Annotated in this window: 16 protein-coding genes; 7 read left to right on the top strand and 9 right to left on the bottom strand. The window is 63.0% G+C overall.

The features are described 5' to 3' along the window. The first annotated feature begins 24 nt into the window (after positions 1 to 24). The 6 genes from C8N32_RS00075 (at position 25) to C8N32_RS00100 (ending at position 6500) form a co-directional block, all read left to right on the top strand. Positions 25 to 2166 carry a YjbH domain-containing protein gene (locus tag C8N32_RS00075; RefSeq protein ID WP_242509501.1) on the top strand — a complete coding sequence of 714 codons (2142 nt, stop codon included), beginning with the start codon at positions 25 to 27 and terminating at the stop codon, positions 2164 to 2166. Beyond that, a complete protein-coding gene (locus C8N32_RS00080; RefSeq protein ID WP_170106695.1) occupies positions 2163 to 2780 on the top strand; it encodes a YjbF family lipoprotein in 618 nt (205 codons plus the stop codon). Before C8N32_RS00075 ends, C8N32_RS00080 begins: the two co-directional genes overlap by 4 nt. Positions 2781 to 2864: 84 nt before the next feature. Further along, a complete protein-coding gene (locus tag C8N32_RS00085; protein ID WP_107890439.1) occupies positions 2865 to 3110 on the top strand; it encodes a hypothetical protein in 246 nt (81 codons plus the stop codon). Between the two features lie 155 nt (positions 3111 to 3265). Then, complete coding sequence (locus tag C8N32_RS00090; RefSeq protein WP_107890440.1) at positions 3266 to 4003, top strand: phosphoadenylyl-sulfate reductase; 738 nt, start codon at positions 3266 to 3268, stop codon at positions 4001 to 4003. A 62-nt stretch (positions 4004 to 4065) separates the two neighbouring features. Then, on the top strand, positions 4066 to 5184 hold the full coding sequence (locus C8N32_RS00095) for an AAA family ATPase (RefSeq protein ID WP_107890750.1): 1119 nt from the start codon (positions 4066 to 4068) through the stop codon (positions 5182 to 5184). Continuing rightward, a complete protein-coding gene (locus tag C8N32_RS00100) occupies positions 5184 to 6500 on the top strand; it encodes a vWA domain-containing protein (protein ID WP_107890441.1) in 1317 nt (438 codons plus the stop codon). The genes C8N32_RS00095 and C8N32_RS00100 overlap by 1 nt, the downstream gene beginning before the upstream one ends. Here the strand turns inward: C8N32_RS00100 and C8N32_RS00105 are convergent. Beyond that, positions 6484 to 7182: a hypothetical protein gene (locus tag C8N32_RS00105; protein WP_107890442.1), complete on the bottom strand. Its 699-nt coding sequence runs from the start codon at positions 7180 to 7182 to the stop codon at positions 6484 to 6486. The genes C8N32_RS00100 and C8N32_RS00105 overlap by 17 nt on opposite strands. Before the next feature lie 169 nt (positions 7183 to 7351). Here C8N32_RS00105 and C8N32_RS00110 point away from each other — a divergent pair, with 169 nt between their 5' ends. Continuing rightward, positions 7352 to 9058, top strand: a complete 1707-nt coding sequence (locus C8N32_RS00110) for a PHA/PHB synthase family protein (RefSeq protein ID WP_107890443.1) — start codon at positions 7352 to 7354, stop codon at positions 9056 to 9058. Here the strand turns inward: C8N32_RS00110 and dtd are convergent, their stop codons facing one another. The 8 genes from dtd to C8N32_RS00150 form a co-directional block, all read right to left on the bottom strand. After that, positions 9059 to 9496 carry a D-aminoacyl-tRNA deacylase gene (dtd, locus tag C8N32_RS00115; protein ID WP_107890444.1) on the bottom strand — a complete coding sequence of 146 codons (438 nt, stop codon included), beginning with the start codon at positions 9494 to 9496 and terminating at the stop codon, positions 9059 to 9061. Next, complete coding sequence (locus C8N32_RS00120) at positions 9493 to 10380, bottom strand: carbohydrate kinase family protein (RefSeq protein ID WP_107890445.1); 888 nt, start codon at positions 10378 to 10380, stop codon at positions 9493 to 9495. The genes dtd and C8N32_RS00120 overlap by 4 nt, the downstream gene beginning before the upstream one ends. Positions 10381 to 10688: 308 nt before the next feature. After that, the gene (locus C8N32_RS00125; RefSeq protein ID WP_107890446.1) at positions 10689 to 11813 is read right to left on the bottom strand and encodes a TFIIB-type zinc ribbon-containing protein; all 1125 of its coding nucleotides are present in this window, start codon (positions 11811 to 11813) and stop codon (positions 10689 to 10691) included. A gap of 6 nt (positions 11814 to 11819) precedes the next feature. Beyond that, the gene (locus C8N32_RS00130) at positions 11820 to 12920 is read right to left on the bottom strand and encodes an SPFH domain-containing protein (protein ID WP_107890447.1); all 1101 of its coding nucleotides are present in this window, start codon (positions 12918 to 12920) and stop codon (positions 11820 to 11822) included. Positions 12921 to 12941: 21 nt separating this feature from the next. Further along, on the bottom strand, positions 12942 to 13886 hold the full coding sequence (locus C8N32_RS00135) for a DUF2927 domain-containing protein (RefSeq protein WP_107890448.1): 945 nt from the start codon (positions 13884 to 13886) through the stop codon (positions 12942 to 12944). 3 nt (positions 13887 to 13889) lie between these two features. After that, positions 13890 to 15068, bottom strand: coding sequence for a toxic anion resistance protein (locus C8N32_RS00140; RefSeq protein WP_107890449.1), 1179 nt, complete (start codon positions 15066 to 15068; stop codon positions 13890 to 13892). Positions 15069 to 15095: 27 nt separating this feature from the next. Continuing rightward, on the bottom strand, positions 15096 to 15974 hold the full coding sequence (locus tag C8N32_RS00145) for a 5-bromo-4-chloroindolyl phosphate hydrolysis family protein (RefSeq protein ID WP_107890450.1): 879 nt from the start codon (positions 15972 to 15974) through the stop codon (positions 15096 to 15098). 152 nt (positions 15975 to 16126) lie between these two features. Continuing rightward, positions 16127 to 16951, bottom strand: coding sequence for a TerC family protein (locus C8N32_RS00150; protein WP_107890451.1), 825 nt, complete (start codon positions 16949 to 16951; stop codon positions 16127 to 16129). Positions 16952 to 17001: the final 50 nt, after the last annotated feature.

The raw sequence follows: 17001 nt of genomic DNA on the forward strand, positions 1-17001 counted from the left end.
TGCCGGGGTGAAACAGGGGGTAGTATGACAAGACCGATACAGCGAATGGCCCGGGCAGGCCTTTTGGGGGCGGTTGCCGCCATGGCCATGACGCCCGCCCTGGCGCAACAGACCGATTTGAGCAAGCGCCCGTCCCTTAACTTTTACGGTGTGCCTGGCCTGATCGACATGCCCTCGGGCGAGGCTTTGCCCGATGGTGAATTCGCCGTATCCCACGCACGTTTCGGCGGCATCAGCCGCACCACCGTGACCTTCCAGTTTTCGCCGCGGATATCGGGCAGCTTCCGCTATTCCGGCACCTCGGACTGGAACGATGTCGTGCCCAGCAATTTCGACACCTACTACGACCGCAGCTTCGATCTGCGCTTCCTGCTGCTGCGTGAAGGGCGCTACATGCCTTCGGTTACGCTTGGGTTGCAGGATTTCGTCGGCACGGGTTTGTCCTCGGCGGAATATCTCTCCGCCACCAAGCAGGTTCTGCCGGGCGTGAAGGTGACCGGGGGGATCGGCTGGGGCCGTCTCGGGACTTATCAGGATATCGGCACCCTTTTCGGAGATCGTCCGGAAATCGAGATCGGAGAGGGGGGAAAATTCAATTCCACCCAGTGGTTCAAGGGGCCGATCGCCCCCTTCGCGGGCATTGACTGGGCGGTAACGGAAAAACTGACCTTCAAGGCGGAGTATTCCTCCGACAAATATGTTCAGGAGGCCGGGCGCCGGAAGGTGTTCAAGCGTGACAGCCCCTTCAATTTCGGGGTCGAGTATCAGGTCAACGACACGCTGCGTGTCGGGGCCTATTCGCTTTACGGCAGTGAATTCGGCGTGATGGCATCGGTGATGCTGAACCCCAACCGACCGCCGAATCCGGGTGTCATCGGACCCGCGCCGACCCCTGTCGGGCATCGTCCCTCCCCCGTCGCGGATCCGGACGCCTGGTCGCCCGAGTGGATTGAACAGGATGGCGCCCGGGAAATTCTCGGCACGAACCTTGCCAAACAACTCGATGCCGACGGGCTGGAGCTGGAGGGCCTGTCCCTGACCGCGCGTCAGGCTGAACTCCGCTTCCGCAACTCGCGCTACGATTCCTCCGCGCAAGCGGTGGGCCGGGTGGCCCGCGCGATGACGCGGGCGTTGCCCGCCTCGGTCGAAACTTTCCGCATCGTGCCGGTGGTCAATGGTGTGCCCGCTGCCGCGGTAACCCTGCGACGCTCCGATGTCGAACGGCTGGAAAACGCACCCAACGGTGCGCAGGCCCTGCACCGGGTGGCGACACTTTCCGATGGTGGCGGGGTGTCCGCCGTCCCGCCGGTGCCCGGGGCTTATCCGCGTTTCAACTGGTCCTTCGGCCCGTTCGTCCGGACCAGCCTGTTCGACACGGATGATCCGGTTCTCGCGGATCTGGGGCTGCGGCTGAGGGGCAGCTATGAACTCGCTCCCGGTCTGGTGTTGCGCGGTTCTGTGTCGCACCGCCTGTTCGGAAACCTCGACCAGGCGGTCGTGGAAGAGGACCCGGCGCTGCCGCAGGTGCGCTCGGATGTGGCGCGCTACGATCAGGAAACGGAGTTCGCGCTCGATTCGCTTACGGCGAACTACTATTTCAAGGCCTCTCAGGATATCTATGGGCGCGTGACCGCAGGGTATCTGGAGCAAATGTTCGGCGGGGTCTCCGCAGAGCTGCTTTGGCGTCCGGTCGAAAGCAAACTCGGCCTGGGGGCGGAGATCAACTATGCCCGCAAGCGCGATTACGATGGCGGGTTCGGTTTCAGGGATTACGACGTCATCACCGGACATGTCTCTGCCTATTACGATCTTTGGGAAGACTATCAGGTCCAGCTTGACGTCGGGCGTTATCTTGCCGAGGACTATGGTGCCACCCTGAGTGTCGACCGGGAATTTGCCAACGGGTGGAAGGTCGGGGCTTTCGCGACCATTACCGACGTGAGTTCGGAAGACTTCGGAGACGGGTCGTTTGACAAGGGGGTTCGCATTTCAATGCCGCTTACCTGGTTCACTGGTGTGCCCAACACGTCCAGTGTGGGAACCGTCGTGCGGCCCTTCACCCGCGACGGCGGCGCAAGGCTGTCCGTTGGCGGCCGCCTGAACGAAACCATCCGCGAGTATCACAAGACAAGGTTGGATGCCCAATGGGGGAGGGTCTGGCGATGAGGCTGTACCTGTTCGCACTGCTGTCGTCCGCACTGCTGGCGGGATGCAGTTCCGAGGAAAACGAGACAAGCCCCCTGAAATTGCTGGTAAACCGCTTTAACGCCGATGAGACCCCTGTTCAGCCGACACGGGCCAGCATCGCGGGGTTCAGGGATCCGTTGCTGCTGGTGCAACTGGAAAACGGAACCTCTTCGTTTCTGGTGCGCACTCGCACGAACGGGGCGGACCGGATCTGGCAAAGCGCGGATGGCGTTTCTCTGACGCTCACCCACGGCATGCTGCGGGCCACGCGGGGCATGGGGCAGGATCTGATGTCGGCCAGCGTGCCCGCCCTTTCGGCGGGCGCTGCCGTGGAGCGTGTCCACTACTATTACGACTGGTCGGGCGAGACACAGGTTCAGCGCTGGACTTGCAGCAGGGTTAACCTAGGGGCGCATACGGTCGATGTGCTTGAGCGCAGCTACCGCGTGCTCCGTACAGATGAGACCTGCAACCTTGACGGGAAAGTGATTCGCAACACGTATTGGCGGGATTCTTCCGGTTTCATTCGGCAATCGCGGCAATGGGTCAGCGATGGTGTCGGCTACGCCACACTCTCGCGTGTTGTAGACTGAATTTAGTTAATAAAAGGTTTGGACAGGGCGTAAACAATGGTATAGGTGCGCTTGGGATCGAAATGCATCTTTAGGAGATTAACCATGAAGAAAGTGACTTCGCTTGCTCTGGCATCTGCCATGGCCATCGCTGCGGCGTCCGGCGCTTACGCTGGTGGACCGGTAATCGTTGAGGACGAGCCCGAGCCCATCGTTGCGCCCGCGACCGGCTCCAGCGTCGGCGCCATGCCGATCCTGGCTGGCGTTGCCGCTGCTGCCATCATCTGGGCGATTGCCGACGATGATGACGACGACGACGATGATGACAGCTCGTCCGCTCACCACGATTGATCGACGTTTCACGTCAGGAATTTTTGCGAGCCCGCGCCGATGCGCGGGCTCGTTTCATGTGTTTGTCATCCCCACGTTGCATATAGGCGGGGGGCCTTTCTGCGGCGTGCCCCAAAATGCCACGGTACTGCAAGGCAAACGAGCGGTGACAGACGATGACGACGTACTGGCCTCCCGGCGGGTCTGACGATGTAATCCGGCAGTTGCGCAAACGCCACCTGCCCGATCTGGAGCATGTGGATGTCGCCGGGCTGTTGCGGAATCCGGCACTGGGGCGACGGGCGGTCGTTTCGTCCTTTGGCGCGGAAAGCGCCGTCTTGCTGCATTATATCAGCCGAATAGCCGCGGATATTCCCGTTCTGTTCCTCGACACGGGGCGGCATTTCAAGGAAACCCTGATCTATCGCGACCAACTGGTGATGGAGTTGGGGCTTGACCTGCATGTGGTGCGCCCCGATCCGCGCCTGATCGCCGAGGAAGACGCCAACGCCACGTTGTGGTCGCGTGATCCGAACATGTGCTGCGCCCTGCGCAAGACATTCCCGCTTCAGGATGCCCTCGAGGGGTATGACACCTGGATTTCGGGACGCAAACGCTACCAGGCTGAAACCCGCTCCGCGCTGCCCCTGATCGAACGGGACGGGACGCATCTCAAGATCAACCCCATGGCGCTTTGGACGCGTGAGGACATTGTCGCCTATTTCGAACGCCACGTCCTGCCGCGCCATCCGCTTGAGGCTCTGGGATATCTATCGATCGGCTGCGCCCCTTGCACCCGTCCGGTGACCGGGGGCGAAGACCTCCGTGCCGGGCGCTGGGCCGGAACACCGGAAAAAACCGAATGTGGCATCCATCTCGGCCCGGATGGGCATTTCGTGCGCTCGGGCCGGTAAAAGACCTCGACAGGCCGGGGAAACGCCCCAAGTCTGGAAAGGAAACCGGTATGGGGCGTATCATGGGTGTGAACACGGTCAAGGTCTCGGCGGGCGACGCGTATGAGGTTCTTTACGCAGGCTGGCAGGCGCAGAAGACGGGGGCGATGCTGGCGTCCTATATGCTGCATGGGCGCCCCGGCGTCGGGAAGACGCAGATGGTTCAGCACCTGTCAGACGCTATCGGGGCACGCCTGTTCGACCTGCGCCTGACAACGATTGAACCGCAAGACCTGCGCGGCTTGCCTTATTACGATCATGCTGCCGGCAAAACCACATGGTATCGTCCCGAAGATCTGCCCGACGACCCGGAAACCCCGTCTGTTCTGTTTCTCGACGAACTGACGGCGGCGTCGCCCTACCTTCAGCCCACCGTTTACGGCCTGTTGCAGGAGCGCCGCGTCGGTCGTCACCGTCTGCCTGACAGCGTCTTCATCGTTGCCGCCGGCAATACAGTGGAAGACGGTGCCATTGCCTACGAAATGAATACCGCGCTTTCGGATCGATTATTGCACCTGCATGTCGAGGCGGTGGCCACCGACTGGCTTGACAATTACGCCGTGCCGCGTGGTCTGCACCCGGCCGTCATTGCCTTTATCAAGACCCGTGCCGACCTTCTGGAGACAACGGAGGCGGCGCTGGATCAGGGCCACATGATCGCCTGTACCCCCCGCAGTTGGGAGCGTGTCAGCGACATCCTGAACGCGATTGAAGAGCGCAAGCTGCGTAACATTCTGGTGGCGGGCACGGTGGGGGATGCGGTGGCGGCGGATTTTGCGCTGGTGGCCGACGATATCGCGGCCACAGTGCAGGTGACGCAGATGCTGGAGGCCGACCGCAAGCGCCGCATCGCCCTTTACCCCGCCACGATGCACGGGCTGAACGCGCTGATCTATGGGCTGGTGGGGGTGCTGAACGCCCGAAACGCCCCGGACGTGATCGACATCATGGCCGATATCCGCAAGCTGGCGGATCTGCGCGATGAAGGGGAATTCTCCCGCATGCCTCTGGGGGAGCTTTGCACCTACGGCTTTGAAACGCTTATCCGCAAAGGCCTGGACCAAGGGCTGGAGCAGGCGTTCCTCGGCTCCCGCGCGTATCGTGCCTATGCCGAAGAGCGCAAGGCCGCCGGGCTGGCGTGATGGGGTCACGCCACTCCGTACGTGCCACGCGGGCACTGCGCAAGCTCTCTGAGGTGGACCCGGCCTTTGCCGCGCTGTCACTGTGGTGCCGTCACCGTGACGCTGCGGGCGCCGACCCCGCCTGGACGGACGGGCGTACCATCTTCTATGGAGAACTGTTTGAGTCATTCTCTCTGGATGAGCAGATCGGCTTGTGTGCGCATCAGATTCTGCACGTCGCTTTCCGCCATGTCCCGCGGGCGCGAAGCATGTTCCTGCGTTTCGGGGATGCCTATGACGACGAGATCTATAACCTTGCCACCGACGCCATCGTGAATGAGGCGCTGTTTCTCTCCGGTTACATTCTGCCGCGTCCTTGCGTGACGCTTTCGGGCCTGTTGCGCAGCGCCCTGCATGAGGATCTGCCTCCCGAAAGGGCGATTGCCAGCGTGGATGCCGATGCCCTTTACGTCCGGCTGATGCTGGCCACGCCGCGGGGCGGGCGGCCGGGCGATGAGGCCGCCGGCCGTAGGGGGGCGGGGCAGGGCAAGGGCATGCGGGGGGAAGACACTCCGGCGGAGGCCGCCCGTGTCTATGCCCGCAAACAGGGATTCCGCCCGGACATGGAGACCGCCGGCGCCGACCCTGACAGCAACGGCCCGGAGGAAGAGGGCGAGTGGCGCCAGCGCCTTGCGCGGGCGCTGGCACAGGGGCGCATCGCGGGCGCGGGGATCGGAGCGCTGGGGCATCGTATCGCCGATATCCCCGAGCCTCGCACCCCGTGGGAGGTCGTCCTCCGGGGGCTGCTGGCCCGTGCGGTTCAGCAGCATCCGCGCCGCAGCCATGCCCGCCCCACGCGGCGCTGGATTGCCCTGGACGATCTGGCCCGCGCACAGGGGCGGCCGGAACCGGCCTATGAGCCGGGGATTCTCCACCGGACAGATGTGCCGAAAATCGCCGTGGGTCTCGACAGTTCCTCTTCCATCGACGGGCCGCGGCTGGCGCTTTTCGCCGCGCAGGTGGCGGGGATCGGGCGCCGCACGGGGGCCGAGGTGCACGTGCTGGTCTTCGACACGCAGGTTCGCCGCCACGAGATCATGCACGGCGGGGACTGGGAAAGCCGAATCCTCGACATTGCCTTCAGCCGGGAGGGGGGCACCGCTTTTGGCGACGTGCTGGAGCAGGCGGCAAACCTGCGCCCGTCGGCGATCGTGATCCTGACAGATCTTGAGGCCCCCGTCGGACCCGCGCCGGGACGGATGCCCGTGATCTGGGCCGTGCCCGAGCCGCCTTCCGCCGCGCCCCCTTTCGGCCGGGTTCTCAGCCTGGAGCGGTAGCGGCCATCGCTTCCAGCCGGGCATGGGCCGAAATACCACGGGCCTCCAGCGAAACGGGACGAAAAAAGATGTTTTCCGCCTGATTGACGCGCTGCAACAGGGCTTCGTCAAACCCGGCATCGAACAGTTTTTCCGCAATCAGGGTGCGCTCTTCGTCATCCAGTTCCAAGACCAGCGGGGTCTTGCCCTCTGTGTGCTGGACGGAAACGACTGTCAGCGGCACAACGCGGGCCAGCGCGGATTGCTCCACCACCAGATACAGCTCTCCGGTTTTCAGGCCGCGCCGGGCGGCGATGCGGGTCAGCAGGCCCCGGCCGCGGACCTGCAACAGGTCCAGTGCGCGGGCGCGGGTCGTTTCGTCGGCCATCTGGCGGCGCTTTTGCGGACTGGAAATGGACAGAACGTGGTATTCCACGAAATAAAGCGCCAGAAACATCAGTGCCGGAGCCTGCGCGATGGGCAGGGCATAGTCTGGAAACAGCAGCACCGCGACAGGAAATGGCGACAGGCCCAGCAGGTAGCGGGGGAACTGGAACTCAAGGAATATCCGCCAGAACATGCCGCTGAACGGTCCTCCGCGCGGCAGCAGGGCCAGGCCTTTCTCGATGACCTTGCCGGGCGCCTTGCGCAACTTGATCGCGTTAGGGCCCGACAGGCGGGACGGAGAAATGATATAAAGCATTGCTTTGTTCCAGTTCTGTCTTCAGGCATCTTAGCGGGACAGGCCCGGCGGTCCAGAGCGGGGCTGTCTTGAAGCTGTCGTCAACCTTTGGTCGAGATAAGACGCAGCGGCAGGGTTTCATCCTGCTGCAACGCGGCATAGCTTGACTGAAGGAACCCGAGAGGCCGACATGCCCGACACTCATCCCTATGAAACGCTGGATCGTGCCCTGCGCGCCAGCCGTGCCCGCATCACCAGCGGTGTTTCTCCCCATGCGGCCCTGTCGGCCTGGATGGACTGGGCAATGCACCTTTCCCGTGCGCCGGGGCGCCAGATGGAACTGGCCCATCGTGCCCAGAAAAACGGCCTGAAACTGTTGCGCGCCGCGCTGGGCGGCGGCGATGCGCCTTTCGCCCCCGATCCGCAGGATCACCGTTTCGTGCATCCCGGCTGGTCGGTACTGCCTTTCAGCCTGTGGAAGAACGCCTTCCTGGCCACGCAGGACTGGTGGGATTGTGCCACCGCCCCCCAACGCGGCGCACGTGCACAAAGTACCCAGCGGGTGAATTTCGCCGCGCGGCAGATGCTGGACGTGATGTCGCCTTCCAACCATCCGGTTCTGAATCCGGAGATTCTGCAAAAGATCGTGGAAACGAAGGGTGCCTGCCTGGCCGGTGGTGCGCGTCACCTGGCCGAAGATACCCTGCGAACCGCAACCGGCGAACGGCCCGAACCTTCCGGAACCTACAAGCTTGGGGAGACGCTGGCCTGTACGCCGGGCAAGGTGGTCTTCCGCAACGATCTGTTCGAGCTGATCCAGTATGCCCCCACCACCGAGGCCGTCCACCCGGAGCCGGTGTTGATCGTCCCGGCATGGATCATGAAATACTATATCCTCGATCTCAGCCCCCATAATTCGCTGGTCCGCTGGCTTGTGGGGCAAGGTCATACGGTATTTGCGATTTCCTGGTGCAACCCCACCAGCGCAATGCGCGACAAGTCGCTGGAGGATTATCGTATATCCGGCGTGATGGCGGCCCTCGACGCGGTCTCTGCCATTCTGCCCGGCCGGAAGGTCCATGCCTGCGGGTACTGCCTTGGCGGAACGATCTTGTCGATCGCTGCGGCCACGATGGCGCGTGACGGTGACACGCGACTGGCGTCGATCACGCTTCTGGCGGCGCAGACCGATTTCACCGAGGCCGGTGAATTGATGCTGTTCCTTGACGAGGCGCAAGTGGCGTATCTCGAAGACATGATGTGGGATCAGGGGGGTCTTTCGCAGGAGCAGATGTCAGGCGCGTTCCGCGCGTTGCGGGCGCCCGATCTCGTCTGGACCCGTGCGGTGCGGCGTTATCTGATGGGGCTGGAGGAGCAGGAGTTCGACATCTCGTTCTGGAACGCCGATGCCACGCGGATGCCCTACCGGATGCATTCCGACTATCTGCGCGGACTGTTCCTTGAAAACAGACTGACGGCGGGGCGGTTCGCGGTGGAAGGTCGGGTGATCGCGCTCAAGGACATTTCTGCCCCGACCTTTGTTCTGGGAACCGAGAAAGACCATATCGCGCCCTGGAGGTCCGTCTACAAGACGACCCTGTTCACCGACAATGCCCTGACCTTCGTTTTGACCGGGGGTGGGCATAATGGCGGTATCCTCAGCGAGCCGGGCCACAAGGGGCGGCATTACCGCATCGGGCACCGCCGACCGGGGGCGGACTACATGGATCCGGAAAGCTGGTTCGCCTGCCATGGCCCGCAGGAAGGATCCTGGTGGCTGGAATGGGGGCGCTGGCTGGCCCGGCACTCGGGCGCGCGGGGCGCGCTGCCGCCGATGGGCCGCGCGGATCTGCCGCCACTGGGGGAGGCGCCGGGCACTTACGTCTTCCAGAGGTGATCAGACCTCGATCCAGATCGTGACCGGGCCGTCATTGGTCAGGGAGACCTGCATGTCCGCGCCAAAACGCCCCGTTTCTACCGGGACCTCCTGTGCGCGCAAAGCCTCGGCGAAATGCAGGTAAAGGCGCTTGCCGTCCTCGGGTGGGGCGGCAGAAGAAAAACCGGGCCGGTTGCCGCTGCGCGTATCGGCTGCCAGCGTGAACTGGCTGACCACCAGTGCCGCGCCGCCGGTATCGCGCAGGGACAGGTTCATCTTTCCCTGCGCGTCCTCGAATATGCGCATTCGGGCGATTTTCGTGGCCAGTTTCCCGGCCTCGGCCCCGGTGTCGCCACGCATCGCGCAGACGAACACCAAAAGACCCGGCCCACAACGCCCGATGATGTGCCCCTCCACCCGCACGGCGGCTTCGCGGACGCGCTGAACCAGCGCCCTCATGCCGGTTTCCGGGAAGCACCCTTGTGGGCAATGCTTTCACTGGCGATCCGAATGGCGGTTTCCATCACGGCGTGCAGGGTTTCCGGCGTCATCGTCGATACCGACAGGCGGTTCATTTTGCCGTGCTGCGCCAGGGCGGCCATAAGACCGGCGTTAAAGCTGTCTCCCGCGCCAACCGTGTCTGTTTCGGCGACTTTGGTTGCGGGCAGGGCCAGCCGTGTGCCGTGGGTAAAGGCCACCGCCCCCTCCGCCCCCAGCGTCAGGCAGACCAGCCCCGGCCCATGGGCCAGGAACCCGTGCGCCTTCTCTTCCGCATTGCCGGGGCCTTCGAGCCAACTCAGGTCTTCGGCGGAGAGTTTGACGATATCGGCCAGCGCGATCATCCGGTCCAACCGGTCGCGGAAGGCTTGCTCGTCTTCGATCGCGGCGGGGCGAATGTTTGGGTCGAGCAGGGTGATGCGGGCGGAAGTTTCCTGTGCCATCAGGGTTTCGAACGCGGTGGCGCTGGGGTCTCCGGTCAGGGAGATACCCCCGAGAACAAGAGCTTCGACACTGTCCGGCAGGGGGGGGAGGTCGTCGAAGGTGAGCTGCCGCCCGGCACTGCCCGTGTCCTCGAACCTGTAGCGGGGAGTGCCGTTTTCCAGGGTGACCAAAGCGCGCGGGCTGGGGCTGTCGCTCAGCGGGCACAGATCGAAGGAAACCCCGGCGTCCTTCAGCCCTTTGCAAAGGCGCTGCCCTCCTGAATCGTGGGAGAGGCCCGCCAACAGACCGGCGCGCTGTCCCAGGCGGGCCAGTAGAATTGCGGTGTTGTAGGCGGCACCTCCCGGACGTTCGATGCCGTCAGGCAGTATGTCGATCAGCGCGTCGCCGCAGCACAGGATCATGGATGTCCTCCGGTTTTCCCAGAATTACCTTTTGCCCGGCCCGGTCGCAATCAGGACTTGAGACGGGTAAGGGGCATTTTTATCGCTGCGGCTCCATCGGGTGCCAGGCAGGGCCCATGGATGTGTCTCGCATCGGGAGGCTCGCGGGGTCGTTTGGGTCTGTCGCCTGTGCGGGGGATCTCAGCGGTGTCTCGGATGCAAGAGATATGTCTCCGGCCCGGCCTGTGGAAAACGGCCGAGCGCCCGCCCTGTCCCCAATCGCGAATGTCGGCCCCGCGCGGACCGGAGAGAGCCCAGGGCAGGTAAGCTCAGAACCCCGCACCTCCTTGGTTTTGTGCGATGAGGTATCCAATGACGATGGCCAGAAGCACCCCGGTCAGGACGGCCAGGACGATTTTTGAGGCAGACCATGGGCGCTCCCCCTGCACCCGTCCGGTGCGCCCGTTCACGACGAAACGATAGGTCTTGCCCCGGAACTTGTAGGCGGCAAGCCAGACCGGCAGCAGGATGTGTTTGAACGTCACGCCGGACAGTTCCGTTTGCAGGCTGTGGATTTGCTGCCGGTCGCCGCCAATATCGAACCGTACGTCGCGGCGGATGACGTTGTCCATCGCCGCGCGGGCCTCGGTAAAGCCATCGCTCAGCTCCACTGTATAAGCTTCGGCCCGGAACCCCGCGAGGTATTCCGGCGTATAGGGTTCCAGTGCCGAAAGGTCCCACGGTTCCAGCCCATCGGTGTAGCGTTTTGGCAGGCTGCGTGAGGCCAGGACAAGAACATCGTCGAAAAAGCGGGCGACCCGGCCTGAAACAGGGGTCCAGCGGACCTTGGGCACCTGAACGTGCTGGCGCTCTCCGTTGCGGATCACGGTTCGGGTTTCGTAATAGACGATACCGCGTGCCCCGCTGTAACGGCTGTGCGTATTGGCATCGAATGTCCAGTAAGGGACGTAGATACCCTGCATCCGTCGTCCCTTTCGGGCGTAGTCGCGCAGCCCGTTCGGAGCGAACCACAACCGTCCCAGCCACTGCCTCACGGCGGTCTGCGCGGTGGCTTCGTCCAGCGCGAAGGGCAGCAGGCCGCGTGGTTTGATATGCCGGTGCGTGCCCGTGCCGGTGACCACGGGCGCGGCGCAGAACGGGCATTCGGCGGCGTGTGTGTCGGTGTCGAACGCCACCGCTGCGCCGCAATTGGTGCAATTGAGAACACGGGTTTCCTCGATCTCCGTTTCGGGCAGGGCGGCGTCCAGCGCGCGGCGGAAGTCCAACTCGCTGATCGAGGCGGCCCAGGGCCCGGTTTCGGTAATCGGTTCGGTATGACCGCAATGGTCGCAGGTCAGGGCGCCCCGGTCCGGAGCAAAGCGCAAATCCGCCCCGCAGGCTTCGCACGGGAAACGGTGTGCGACCGGCGCGCCGGGCTCAGGCAGTATTGGCATGGTGGGTCAGACTTCGGGCGGTGGCGGCGGGGCGACGGTAAAGAGCAGGGCCAGTTCCGTGATGTCTTCGGCCCGTTTCCAGCCATCCTGACCGGGCGTCCATACCCAGGTGTCACGCTTCAGGCGCCCTTCAGAGACCATGCGGCCCATATCCGCGCGGGAAAAGGGGCCGCTGGTCTGCCCGTTTTCCGTTATATGCCATACATGCTCTGCCGGCGGCGGCGGTGGGGGCGCTGCGCTGACGGCCTGTGGCAGGGTCCCCCAGGGCCCCATCTGTGCCATCGCCATGCCCATGCCCGCGCCAAGCCCTGCGGCCATCCCCCCGCCCGCTGGGTTTTCGGCGGCGGCGCTCATTGCTTCGGCGGCGGAATATTGTGTGAAGCGGCCCAGATCCCCCACCAGCCCCATGGAGGTTCGTTTGTCCAGCGCCGCCTCGACGGCGGGCGGCAGGCTGATGTTTTCGATGTAGAGTTCCGGGATTGTCAGGCCATAGCCGTCCAGCGTGCCCGAGATTTTTGTCGCCACAAGGCGACCGAGATCGGAGGTGTTGGCCGCCATGTCCAGAACCGGAATCCCCGATCCCGCAATAACACGGGAGAATTCCTGCACGATGATGTTGCGGACCTGGAAACTGATTTCGTCCATCGTGAACTCGCCGTCGGTCCCAACGATTTCCACAAGGAAGCGCGCCGGGTCCGTCACCCGGATCGAGTAGGTGCCATAGGCCCGCAGGCGTGTGGGGCCGAACTCCGGGTCGCGCAGGATGACGGGGTTCTTGGTGCCCCATTTGAGGTCGTTGAAGCGCGCCGTGTTGACAAAGTAGATCTCGGACTTGAACGGCGAACGGAAGCCGTGATCCCAGTGCTGGAGGGTGGTCAGTACCGGCATGTTGTTGGTTTCCAGCATATAAAGGCCGGGGGTAAACACATCGGCCAGCTGGCCTTCATGTACGAAGACGGCAGCCTGCCCTTCGCGCACTGTCAGCTTTGCGCCGTACTTGATTTCATGGCCTTCGCGCTCGAAGCGCCAGACGATCGTATCGCGCGTATCGTCCACCCAGTGGATGACGTCGATGAATTCGCCGGACAGGAAGTCGAATATGCCCATGGTCAGGTTCCCTGGTTTGTATCAGCTTTCGCCGCCCAAAAGTTCGGCGACGATGGTTTCCACGATCGGGCGGGCCTGGTCTTCGGTCATGCCCGGGCGCAGCCGTCGGTCATAAAGGATTTGCAGCAGCAACTCATCGTGACGGGTCAGGAGCGCGAATTCCTCATCGTCATTGAAGATCGAAGGCCGTGCGGCCGGACTGTCATTGGCCAGGCCAAGCCCCTGGGCCAGTTCTTCATGATAGCATGAAAGCCGCAATGTGGGCGGGTGCTCCCCCCGGATCACGGCAATGGCGTCGGAATATACGCTGTCGCGCCCGCGCGAGAACGAAAAGACAAGGCAAAGCGTCGACCGGGGCATCAACTGGATCGTTCGGACCGCTGTCGGGTCGATCCCGGGCAGGATACGGTTCAGAATCCCGGCCGAGTGCCTGCGTTCGTCTTCGTTCAGAACAAGGATATGGTAGTTGGCGGCGGCCGGCGAGGTCAGGGAGATCGACAACCCCGTCAAACGTGCGAGCCGCCGGGCATAGGCGGCCACGCTGGCGCGGTCGGTGCGCTGCTGCGCTTCGGGGACCGAGGGGCCGAAGATCAGCCCCATGCGGATCGGGGTCTCCCAGCGGCGCAGGCGGCTTTCGGTCTCCCGCGCGACCAGCGCTCCCGCCGCTGTGGTGTATTCATCGTAAAGCGCGATGCGGAGGAAATTCTCGACGAGATTGCGGGATGAGAACGGCGCGTCCGTCTGTCCGTTGTCGGTGCGCAGCAGGCCGCGCGATTTCAGGTCTTTCTCGATCGTGGCGAAGTATCGGCGAATCTCCTCGCTCTCGGCGGAGGGTTCGGGGGCGGGTGTCTCCTCCGGGCGCGGGAGCGGACGCGGCGCGGGGGGGTCAGGCAACGGAGCGACCGAACAGGCAGCCAGGGCTGGCAGGACCAGCCCCAGTACGATAAGACGCCGGGCGCTTCGCATGTGTTATGCGCCCGGTACGGCACCGCCGGCTTGAGCGCGCGATTTCGCGGCGGCCAGCGTGTTGCGCAGTTCGGCTTCCATCTTCTTGAGCTCTTCCTCGGCGCTGGCGCGGCGGCTCTTGCCCTCATCCGCGATCTGGAGGCTTTCTTCGATGGTGGCGATCAGTTCGGCATTCGCGGTCTTGATGGCCTCGATGTCGAAGACGCCGCGTTCCATTTCCTCACGCACGACCTTGTTGGCTTCGCGCAGATTCCTGGCATTGGCCGTCAGCAATTCGTTGGTCAGGTCCGATGCGCCGCGCACGGCCTCTGCCGCTTCGCGCGAACGCTGGATCGTGACCGCCTGCGCCAGCTGGGTTTCCCAAAGCGGTACGGTGTTCACCAGTGTCGAGTTGATCTTGGTGACCAGCGACTTGTCGTTTTCCTGCACCAGCCGGATCGAAGGCAGGGACTGCATTGTCACCTGCCGGGTCAGCTTCAGGTCGTGCACCCGGCGTTCCAGGTCGTCGCGCGCGGCGCGCAGATCGCGCAGTTCCTGCGCCTTGATGACCTGATCGTTCTCGCTGGCAGCCTGGACTTCGGCTTCTTTGGCCGGAATGATCTTCGTGTCGAGATCCTTCAGTTTTTCTTCGCCGGCCGCAATGTAAAGCGCCAGCTCATCGTAGAAATCGAGTGTTTTTTCATACAGCTTGTCGAGTGACTTGATGTCCTTGAGCAGCGTATGCTCATGGGTCAGCAACTCATTGGTGATGGAGTCGATTTGACCCTGGACCGTTTCGAACCGTGCCACGAACTTGGCGAAGGGGGCGGTGCGGCCCAGCAGGCGTTCCCACCAGCTGCGTTCCCGGCGCACGTCCAGTTCGCTGACGGAGAACCCGCGGATTGTCGTCACCATCTGACGCAGGGAGTCGCCTGCCGGGCCGACATCCTTGTTGCGCACGTCGCTGAGCATCGCCTGCGAGATTTCCTGCAACTCCGCCTGCGCGCGCGACCCGAACCCGATGATCGAGTTGCTGTCGGCCATGTCGATCTCTGCCATGCGTTTGCGGATACCGTCGGCCACGGGGGCGTCGGCGGTTTCCAGAACCACGATGTCGGCGGCGGGTTCAGGCAGCAGCACGGCGGTCACTTTTTCCACCTCGGCCAGGTCCTGCGCGGCCTTTTCTCGAACAGTTTCAGCCATGGTCCTCAGGTCTCCCTAAAAACGGGGTCAGGCATGGACCCCTTCGCGCTGCAGCCTGTCGCGCAGCACTTCAATTTCAACATCCAGATCCGTTCGGTCATCCAGCAACATCTCGCGGGTTCTGGCGGCAAAGTTTTCTTCGAGGTCGTTGAGCAAATTTTCGAAATCGGCCCGTGCCCTGGCGTCGCGGGTGCGGGAATAAAAATCGGCGAATTTGATGGCGGCATCGCGCGCGCCTAACAGGTAGACGCCAAGATACTTGCGTGCACCGGTCAGGTCGCGCGGGTCTTCCTCGATGGTGCGAAACATCTCGCGCGCGGTGGTCTGGAACTGTTCGACCCGCAGTTCCAGCGCCCGGTCCCCGGCGCGGCGAATGGCGGAGAGCATGTCCGCCAGATGACGCTCCGCCTCGTCCACGGCGCGGGCCACGCGATCCTGCTGGAAGGCGTCGATGCCCTCCATACCCTTGTCCTTCATCGGATCGAGCCCGAAGGCCAGAAGGTGCAGTCCGGTGCCAAACCCGCCGTAGATCAGCGATTCAATCAGGCTGCCGCCAGGTGTGAAACCAGCCAGGAACAGGCCCAGCCCCATCAAGACCGCACCGAAAATCTTGCGCGGAAAGGCCGGGCGGCGGGCGACCTTACGGGCGGCCCAGGCTTCTTCGGCCTTCAGGCCTTCACGCGTCAGCCAGGCCGACAGGACCAGCGCCCCGAAAGCCAAAAGCGATAGCGCAAGTCCGACGGGGTCGGAATTGAAGGCGCGGGGCAACAGCGGCAGCGCGGCCATGAACAGAAAATTCGCGCGCGCACCCACGCGGCTTCGCCGCTTGCCATGAAACACGTTCCGGGGCCCTGCCCCCTTGGGGGCCTGGGTGGGGCTGTATTTGCCGCCGAACCTTTGCGCCATTACCGCCCTCCCGAAATGGCGACATACATCACCAGTGCCAGAAGTACCAGAAAAGCCAGTTTTTGAAGGCCGCTTTCGGACATCTGTGCCCCTTTTGACCGTACTTTGCCCTATATACGGTTTTAAACGCTCTCTTTAAAGCTTCTCGACGCTCAGGCCCGGTGCTTTTGCCGGGCCGCGCGTTGGGCTTGCAGCTTGCGTGAGTACCCCGTTTGCAACGCCTCCACCGCGAACAGAACCACCACGGCGAAGTAGAACGTGGTTTTCGACATTGGCAGCAGAGGATACCCGAAGATCCGGATCTGGAGGCTGTCGTCATGCATCGCATGGGCTGCGGCGGGGCCGGCTTCGCCCAGAAGAACGACACCCACGATCAACAGGATGAAAAGGCCCAGTACCTCGTACATGCGGTTTTTCTTCAGGAATTCGGTGACTCCGTCCGCCAGAAGCAACATCGCCAGCCCCGACAGCATGATCGCTGTGGCGAGAACCGGAAAGACATTGGTGATCGCGATGGCCGACAGCACCGAGTCGAACGAAAAGATCAGGTTCATCGTCACGATCAGGGCAATCACCTGAACCGCCGACTTGCCGGATTTCGCCTCAAGGCCCTCGCCCAGATGGTCCATCGACAGCATATGGGCGATTTCCTTGACCGCTGTGTACATGATAAACACGCCGCCAAAGACGAACACGATCGTGGCAAAGTTGACGCCACCTTCCAGAATGCCGGGCCAGTTGAACACGTAGAAGGGTGTGGCGAGGCTTTCGATCAGTCGCACCATCACGAACAGCAGCACAATTCGCAGGGCCACCGCGATGATGATGCCCCAAAATCTTACCGCGCGTTGCTGCGCCACCGGGGCACGCTGGCTTTCGATGCTGATATACAGCAGGTTATCAAAGCCCAGAACGGCCTGAAGAAAACACAGCATCACCAGGTTGCCGAGGTTTTCCAGCGTCAGAATTTCTGCCATTGGAATTCTCCAAATTCTAATATTCAATTGCAGATAGCCATGTATCGCCC

The sequence above is a fragment of the Rhodovulum imhoffii genome (assembly GCF_003046545.1).
In the GTDB taxonomy this organism is placed as follows: Bacteria; Pseudomonadota; Alphaproteobacteria; order Rhodobacterales; family Rhodobacteraceae; genus Rhodovulum; species Rhodovulum imhoffii.

Excerpts from the sequence above, each read along its gene's own strand:
- C8N32_RS00075 (WP_242509501.1), top strand. The coding sequence starts at position 25 with ATGACAAGACCGATACAGCGAATGGCCCGGGCAGGCCTTTTGGGGGCG.
- C8N32_RS00080 (WP_170106695.1), top strand. The coding sequence starts at position 2,163 with ATGAGGCTGTACCTGTTCGCACTGCTGTCGTCCGCACTGCTGGCGGGA.
- C8N32_RS00085 (WP_107890439.1), top strand. The coding sequence starts at position 2,865 with ATGAAGAAAGTGACTTCGCTTGCTCTGGCATCTGCCATGGCCATCGCT.
- C8N32_RS00090 (WP_107890440.1), top strand. The coding sequence starts at position 3,266 with ATGACGACGTACTGGCCTCCCGGCGGGTCTGACGATGTAATCCGGCAG.
- C8N32_RS00095 (WP_107890750.1), top strand. The coding sequence starts at position 4,066 with ATGGGTGTGAACACGGTCAAGGTCTCGGCGGGCGACGCGTATGAGGTT.
- C8N32_RS00100 (WP_107890441.1), top strand. The coding sequence starts at position 5,184 with ATGGGGTCACGCCACTCCGTACGTGCCACGCGGGCACTGCGCAAGCTC.
- C8N32_RS00105 (WP_107890442.1), bottom strand. The coding sequence starts at position 7,182 with ATGCTTTATATCATTTCTCCGTCCCGCCTGTCGGGCCCTAACGCGATC.
- C8N32_RS00110 (WP_107890443.1), top strand. The coding sequence starts at position 7,352 with ATGCCCGACACTCATCCCTATGAAACGCTGGATCGTGCCCTGCGCGCC.
- dtd (WP_107890444.1), bottom strand. The coding sequence starts at position 9,496 with ATGAGGGCGCTGGTTCAGCGCGTCCGCGAAGCCGCCGTGCGGGTGGAG.
- C8N32_RS00120 (WP_107890445.1), bottom strand. The coding sequence starts at position 10,380 with ATGATCCTGTGCTGCGGCGACGCGCTGATCGACATACTGCCTGACGGC.
- C8N32_RS00125 (WP_107890446.1), bottom strand. The coding sequence starts at position 11,813 with ATGCCAATACTGCCTGAGCCCGGCGCGCCGGTCGCACACCGTTTCCCG.
- C8N32_RS00130 (WP_107890447.1), bottom strand. The coding sequence starts at position 12,920 with ATGGGCATATTCGACTTCCTGTCCGGCGAATTCATCGACGTCATCCAC.
- C8N32_RS00135 (WP_107890448.1), bottom strand. The coding sequence starts at position 13,886 with ATGCGAAGCGCCCGGCGTCTTATCGTACTGGGGCTGGTCCTGCCAGCC.
- C8N32_RS00140 (WP_107890449.1), bottom strand. The coding sequence starts at position 15,068 with ATGGCTGAAACTGTTCGAGAAAAGGCCGCGCAGGACCTGGCCGAGGTG.
- C8N32_RS00145 (WP_107890450.1), bottom strand. The coding sequence starts at position 15,974 with ATGGCGCAAAGGTTCGGCGGCAAATACAGCCCCACCCAGGCCCCCAAG.
- C8N32_RS00150 (WP_107890451.1), bottom strand. The coding sequence starts at position 16,951 with ATGGCAGAAATTCTGACGCTGGAAAACCTCGGCAACCTGGTGATGCTG.